Below are 7140 nucleotides of genomic sequence, written 5' to 3' on the forward strand. Positions count from 1 at the left end.
CTGATTGGCCTGAAACAGGGTTCGGGCATGGGTGCTGATGTTGGTTATCTGCTGCCATTTCAAGGATTTCCCGGGCTGGCTTCCCGGTGAGACTACCAGTAGAGTATGGTGGTTTTCTTCGGTGTGAAGCAAAAATATCCAGTATTTAACGCCGTTACGATCTTCAAGCCGGATATGGTGCTCTTGCTCTGAGCCAATGATATCCGTTAGCTCATCTTCAATAGTCTCAATACTGCTTTTTAGAATCCGGGCGGCTTTGGGGTAATGGCTGCTAACACCCCATTGATCTTTATTTTTAACCAATATCATAGAGGGTGTTCCGGGCATTACCGCATCCAGAGTTGCCAGGATGCGTTTTCGAATGGCCCTTTCATCCGCGAGGGCATTGTTGGCGGGCTGAAGGTGTTTCCGCAGGGCGAGATCAAAGACTTGTCGCTTATCGGTGTAGTTGTTGACCAGGTTGATTGAGATAGCCTGACGATTCTTATGTTTGCGGTTAACCCAGTAAAGGCCGGTAATCAGCATGGATTGCAGAGCAATTAATGCCAGTTCTGCCTGACTGGGTATGACTCTGGGCCAGTCCTTTGAGACCCAGCTGCTGAATAAGGCAAGGAACAGTGTGGTCGTGACCGGTAAAGCCAGTTTGGCAGGTCTTACACCCTGAGAAAAAATGGTCAGCAGGCTGGCAGTGAGGAGGACTGCGGCCAGAGCGATCAATAAAAATGCCCCATTGAGTAACAAGATTTGTTGTGTGACGAAGAAGCTGAGAGTGAATCCGACCGACAGGCAGCAAAGCCAGAGTATCAGTCTGTCTGCCTTGGGAGTGAAGAGCGCCAGCAAGCCAAGATTTTTGTAGCAGCCCAGAGCCGAAGCAAGGCTGATGACTGCCACGGTCAGTACCCAGAATCCGGGATTCCCGACTCCTTTGATTATCCAGAAAATGTTGCCTTGGTATAATACAACCAGTGAAGTGGTAGCCAGCAGATGTGCAGCAAGCAACAGGTATGATGGGTGTCGGGTGTAGATCATCGCGGCCGCTGTAACGATGAGAAAAAGCAGAAGCAGTGCCAGTAATGAAGCTGAAAAGGCTTGGTTCTTGTACTCATCCAGCATATAGAGTGACTGTGGCCAGAGGCTGGGATTCAATCTGTTAGGCTCTGCGTTGTCCACCCGTAAATAAATATCGTGAATCTTGTTATCAGGCAGAATAAGTTTCAGAACTCTGGGGTCTGAATTGCGGTTATGACCGCTAATGCCCAATGAAGTCATTCGATAACCTTTTTCGGAAGGTGTGAACACATCGAGTTTTTTGTGAGGGGTTCTTCTGAATACCAGCAACCAGTCAGAATTAAGAGAGTGGTTCAGGTTCAGGCGGAGCTTGTACCAGCGATCACTGGTTTCGGGGTGTTTACCAGTCAGAATTGCTTTCGGTGCTGAAACCGGGGTCAGGAAGCCGGCCAGTTTAACCGGTCCAGCCTCTGAAGATTCTGCAACAGCAGTCGCCCGGGCAGTCTGACTGACAACAAAGGTCAGCAGAATGACCAGTAAAGTCCTGATGGAGATGACTGTTCTTTGCGAACAGAATGAGTAGATCATTAGAACCTGCAATTCAGGCAGTCCTCCATGACGAAGTGACAGCTTTTCATTTTTATTAGGGTTGATTCTTAAATCCATTCACTCTTTAAACGATTGTGACACAGACAAGGTCTTCAGGCCAAGGAGGGAAGGCGGTCTCATCACTCAGTTAACTTATCAGTGATGTTTTTGATGAATGGTTTGAGAAGCGTACATCAGGGCGCTGAGCCCTGATGTAGTGGAGATTACATGGCAAAGTGCTCTTTAGAGAATGCGACTTTCTCTTTAATAGGCATATTCCAGTTGGGCAGAGACTCTATCAGCTCCAGGCGGGGCTGGATGCCACGGTCATTGGCGATCTGGATGGCCAGACCGGGACGGGCATTGAGTTCAAGGATCAGTGGACCATCCCTTTCATCCAGAACAATGTCCACGCCCAGATATCCCAATCCAGTCATGTCATAACAGGCTGAAGTCAGCTTGAGCAGTTTGTCCCAGTGAGGTACTTCCAGTTTTTCAAAGCTGTGACCCGTGTCAGGATGCTGATTAATCGGCAGATCAAACTGAACGGCTCTCAAGCTTTTGCCGGAAGCTATGTCCAGACCCACTCCAACGGCTCCCTGGTGCAGGTTGGCCTTGCCATCGGAAGCCCGGGTGGCCAGACGCAACATACCCATGACGGGAAAGCCCCGGAAAACAATCATACGGATGTCCGGTACGCCTTCAAAGCTGTAGTCATTGAATACCGGATCTGCCACAATCAGGCTCTCAATCATGGCTACATCACTTTTACCACCAAGGCTGTAAAGGCCTCCCAGAATATTGGAAACATGGCGGTTGATGTCTTCAAATTCCAGGGTGTCGCCACTGGCTTTTACATACCTCGCACCATCGCGACCCACGATGACCAGGATGCCCTTGCCGCCACTGCCCTGGGCTGGCTTGATCACGAAACTGTTGTGTTCTTCAAGCAGGATGCTCAGATTTTTAATATCGTGCTGGTATTCCACAATACCCAGCAGTTTGGGGACGTCTACATTGGCTTTTTCTGCCATCCTTTTGGTGGTGAGTTTATCGTCCACCTGGGGGAGCAGTTTGCGGGGATTGTATTTAATAACATAATCCAGGTTGCGCATGTTCATGCTGAGAATTCCAGCCTCGTGGAGGCTGGAAGGGCTGGCAAAACTGCGGAAAAACCGTTTGATGAACTCCATGGGTTAACCTCCAACCAGAGGCTTGAAGCGACGAAGTTCCAATAGACGGTAGCCGGTGTATTGGCCTAACATCAGAGTCAGACCCAGTACGGTCAGCAATAGCTCCGGGAAGTTATAGGTCAGGTGTTCAACCAGTGGATTGGACATCAGCAGGTAACTCATAGTGGCCACCAGCAGGCTGCCAGAGCCTTCAATCAGAACGTCTTTCGGGCCTTCTTCTTCCCAGAGGATAGACATCCTCTCAATGGTCCATGCCAGAATAATCATCGGGAAGAAGGTGACGGTCAGAGCTTGGGTAATCCCCATCTTCCAGCTGAGTACACTCATAACTCCCATTATGCCTATAACGACGATGATGACCGCCGCCAATCGCGCGACAAGGAGCATATTGAGCTGACTCAATATCGAGCGTATCCAGAGGCCGATGGAAACAATGGTGACAAAGATAATCAGACCTGGTAGTAACTGGGTTTCCAGGAAGGCCACGGAGATCAGGACGGGCATAAAGGTTCCTGAGGTTCTCAGGCCGACCAGGATGCGCATAATCAGTACGACCAGAGTACCAATGGGAATCAGCAGAATACTCTTGAAGGCATTTTGAACTTCCAGGGGCAGGGCGTAGATAGAGAAATCGACCAGGGCTGCATTGTCAGCTCGAGAAGTTTCAATGGCCAGATCCCTTGTGGGCTCGTTCTGGGAAATCATAGAAAAGGAGACCCGGGACGCTGTCCCACCCATGACATCCAGCAAGGATTTGCCACCGCGTTGCCAGAGGAAGAAGTTTTCCGGGTTGCCGGATACACCGGTTTCAGGATCAAAGAGTACCCAACCGTCATTGGTATAGACTTCCAGCATCTCTACTATGGGCTGACGACGCCTGCCGTCTTCAAGGTAAAGGCCTCGAACAACCCGGGCCGGAATATCGGCCATGGAGAGCATCTCGATCAGCAGATTGGTGAGTTCAGCACGGCTATCAATCATGCTCAAGAGCATGTTGGTATTCTGGCTGGGCTGTTGGGCTATAAATTCCTTGATCAGCGTGCCTGTAAAACTTCGACTATCAGCGGATCGTTCTTTCACCTGTTCCAGTAATGAGTCTGCGGCGGTCTGGTAGGGTTCTGGCAGTGAAGGTTTAGCTTTTAGTGTGTCGTCGTCCTCTTCAACAGGAGGAGCCAAAGGTTCCACCAGCTGTCGGTCCGGATGCAGGCTCACCTTGTAAAACAGGCTCTGTTTACCGCTGGCCTTGCGGATGCTCCACTCTGCGCGACGTTGCCCTTCCTCATCATATTGGTTAATGCCATAGCCCGGAGAAGCAAAAGACTCATTTAGAATACGAAAACCGGATTGCTGATCGGGCAGGGTCAGGGATGCCTTGGCAGGTCCACCGTCAGCCTTGAATTGTATCTCAGCCTCAACACTCCAGACGGTGGTGGTTTCTCCCCGGGTTAAGGGGAACCCCAGGGCAAAGTGTTTGTATAAAGTCAGGCCCAGACCTGCTGTGATCAAAATGACCACCGCCAGACTGAGTTGAAAACGTCCTTTCATTCAAAACCTCACTTTTTTGTTTCGGCAATATTTTGCCGGGCAACATCAACCAGAGCCGTATTGCTCAGGAGTCTTTCACCAATAAGGATTGGGTATTCGAAGCCGGTGCGGTTGGTCAGAGTAAATTCAACATTCTTCGAGATCTGTCCCAATGTAATGGGAATAAAGACAGTGACTCGGTCCTGGTTTGCCAGACCGCCATGTCGTTTGATTGAAACTTCACGATGAACCTTGCGCTCAAAGGTCTGGCTTTTGCCATCATTGACAACCTTGAAGCGAACCCACTTTTCACCATTCTTGGTGAAATATTTAATATCTGTGGCATTGATAGAAGACGTTTTTGCGCCTGTATCAATACGTGCCTTGAATGCGTTCTTGAATCCTTTGATATGTACCTGCTCAAGCTCGCCTAACAAAGCAAGACCACTGACATCCACTGGCCTGTCGATCTGTTTCTTTACTCTCAGTTTGTCGTCAGCTGGAACCTTGACGGTCACTGTATCGAGCACTTTCTCGTTTGCGATGTATTTCTTGCCAACATTGGCGATGGCCATATCCTTGAGAAAATCGCGACCAATAAGCAGCGGGAATTCAAAACGAGCTCTGTCGTTCAATGAGACATCCAGGTTCTGGGTAATATCGCCGACCTTGATGTTCATGTTGACAACATAACGAGTCTGGGACTTTTCCTCACCCGGAACCTTGATCTGGATGGTGTCTTTGACGGGCAGTTCCAGAGAGACATTGCCCTTGCTGGTTCTGGGGAGATCAAAGCGAACCCACTTTTTGCCATCCCGTTCAAAGTTCTTAATGTTTCTGGCATCAATCGAGGAGCGTCCTGCACCGGTATCGATCTTGGCATTCATTTCCAGACCGTATTCTGTGAGAGTGCCTATCTCTGCAAAACCCAGAACCAGTTTTCCCCCAACACGGGCAGGAGTCTGAACCAGTTGTTGTTTGACAGAAATGGTATCCGGGAAAGGAGGCTTGGAAGGTTTATTGCCTTGCTCTTCTTCTGTTTTATGTTCTGGATCGGTTGCTGCGGTTTCAGTCTTAGAGGTCTTTTGACTGTCCTTAGTCTGAGCAGGTTGTTGCAGCACCTGGCAGCCAGTCAGAGCGGATATCATCAGGATAACCGCGGGTAATGCCGGAAAACGGGTCATGGGTAAGCTACTTATTTATACATAAAATGAGTGAATGGTAGCCGCGATGGTCTATCGCAAGTCGAGCAGCTTACTTGATGTTTGGTTACTTGCCAAGACGTTGGTCTAATGAACAGGTTACGATAACGTAATGCGTTTACCAATCAGGCAGGACAGCACAACAGTCACTGCAAAGGGCACAACCCAGCTTAAGTTAAAGTCGTACCCTGGCAGAGACTGAAAAGGCGTTAACAGGTGTCTTGCAATAGGATGGCTTAAACCCTTACTGGCATCAACCAGGCTGAGTAAGAAGGTGACAAGGAGAGTAGCCCTGTATACCAGTTGAGGGTTGGGCATGAGGCTCCTGATCAGCCCCAGAAGAATCAAGGCAATAGAGACCGGGTAAAGTATGAGCAAGACAGGGATAAACAGTTCGATCATCTGGTTCAGGTTAAGGTTTGCAAACATCATGCAGGAGAAACTGATGGTGGCGACAATTGCCTTGTAATTGAGTTTTTCAGAGAGATCACAGAAATACTTCGAAGCAGCAGTGATCAAACCAATTGCGGTAGTTAGACAGGCCAGTGTCACGACTGTTGCAAGCAGTACATTGCCATAGATACCAAACAGCTTGTGGACATAAACGGATAAAATCTGGCCGCCGTTTTCCGGTTGCGGGATGACTTCGCGGCTCTGGGCACCCAGATTGAAGAGAGACAGGTAGACCAGCGCCAGTCCGAAAGCCGCTATACAGCCCGTTATGACAGAATATCTGACCAGGGCGCCGGGTGAAGTAATGCCGTGAGATTTCAGATTGGTGATGATGACAATGCCGAACAACAGTGCAGCCAGGGCGTCCATCGTCATGTAGCCTTCAAGAAACCCTCGAAAGAAAGGATTCTCCAGATATCCGTTCATGGGTTCACCGGCTTCTCCCATAGGGGAGATGATTGGGGAGACGCCAAGAACCACCAGTAACAGAATAAGGGCTGGTGTAATGATCTTGCCAACTGATTCAAGTAATTTGCCCGGATACAGGCTGAGGTACCAGGCAATTCCAAAGAAAATGATGCTGTATGCCAGCCTGGAAATGCTATCAGGCTCTTCCAAAAACGGGATGACACCCATTTCATAAGCAACAAGGCCGGTTCTTGGCACACCATAAATCGGGACAACAATGATGTAGATAAAACAACCCATCAGGACAATCGCGCTGCGCGGCAGTTCACGGGTGATCTCATTAAAGCCTCCTCCAACCCTGGAAATCATGACTACGGCCAGTAGAGGTAGAAGAACACCTGTTATCAGAAACCCGGCAGCTGCAAGCCAGACCTGGGTACCAGCCAGTTGACCTGCTAATGGAGGAAATATGAGATTGCCCGCGCCAAGGAACATGGCGAAGGTCATGAACCCCATACCAACAATATTCTGAAGGCTTAATCGGTGCTTCATGCGTCAGGTTCTGCCTTTGTTGAATGTTTATCTGGTCAGAAGCAGATGTCCATCTCCAGTCCCGGGAGACGAACGGTTTTTGCACTAAACAAACAGTATGGACGCAATTTCGGAAAGTGGTAGTCTGATCTGCCCTTTGGCTGGAATTTATTCAAGATGAGCAGAAGATTAACTTTTGTTAATCTTCTGCTCATTGGGTCTTCATTATAGGG

General features: G+C 49.1%; 5 protein-coding genes. All 5 read right to left on the reverse strand.

Translation table 11 applies throughout. From position 1 onward, the window contains the following. Positions 1–1674, reverse strand: a 1674-nt coding sequence (locus tag KDK17_RS12415; protein ID WP_257288195.1) for a 7TM-DISM domain-containing protein, incomplete at its 3' end; no start/stop codon positions are given. Positions 1675–1820: 146 nt separating this feature from the next. Further along, positions 1821–2789, reverse strand: coding sequence for an alpha-L-glutamate ligase-like protein (locus KDK17_RS12420; RefSeq protein WP_257279712.1), 969 nt, complete (start codon positions 2787–2789; stop codon positions 1821–1823). Positions 2790–2792: 3 nt separating this feature from the next. Beyond that, positions 2793–4334: a UUP1 family membrane protein gene (locus KDK17_RS12425; RefSeq protein ID WP_257279711.1), complete on the reverse strand. Its 1542-nt coding sequence runs from the start codon at positions 4332–4334 to the stop codon at positions 2793–2795. An 8-nt stretch (positions 4335–4342) separates the two neighbouring features. Continuing rightward, entirely contained in the window at positions 4343–5497 is a 1155-nt protein-coding gene (locus KDK17_RS12430) for a RimK/LysX family protein (RefSeq protein ID WP_257279710.1), read from the reverse strand. Between the two features lie 117 nt (positions 5498–5614). Further along, complete coding sequence (gene brnQ, locus KDK17_RS12435; protein WP_257279709.1) at positions 5615–6928, reverse strand: branched-chain amino acid transport system II carrier protein; 1314 nt, start codon at positions 6926–6928, stop codon at positions 5615–5617. Between the last annotated feature and the right edge of the window lie 212 nt (positions 6929–7140).

The sequence above is a fragment of the Endozoicomonas sp. SESOKO2 genome (genome assembly GCF_024606245.1).
Taxonomy (GTDB): domain Bacteria; phylum Pseudomonadota; class Gammaproteobacteria; order Pseudomonadales; family Endozoicomonadaceae; genus Endozoicomonas_A.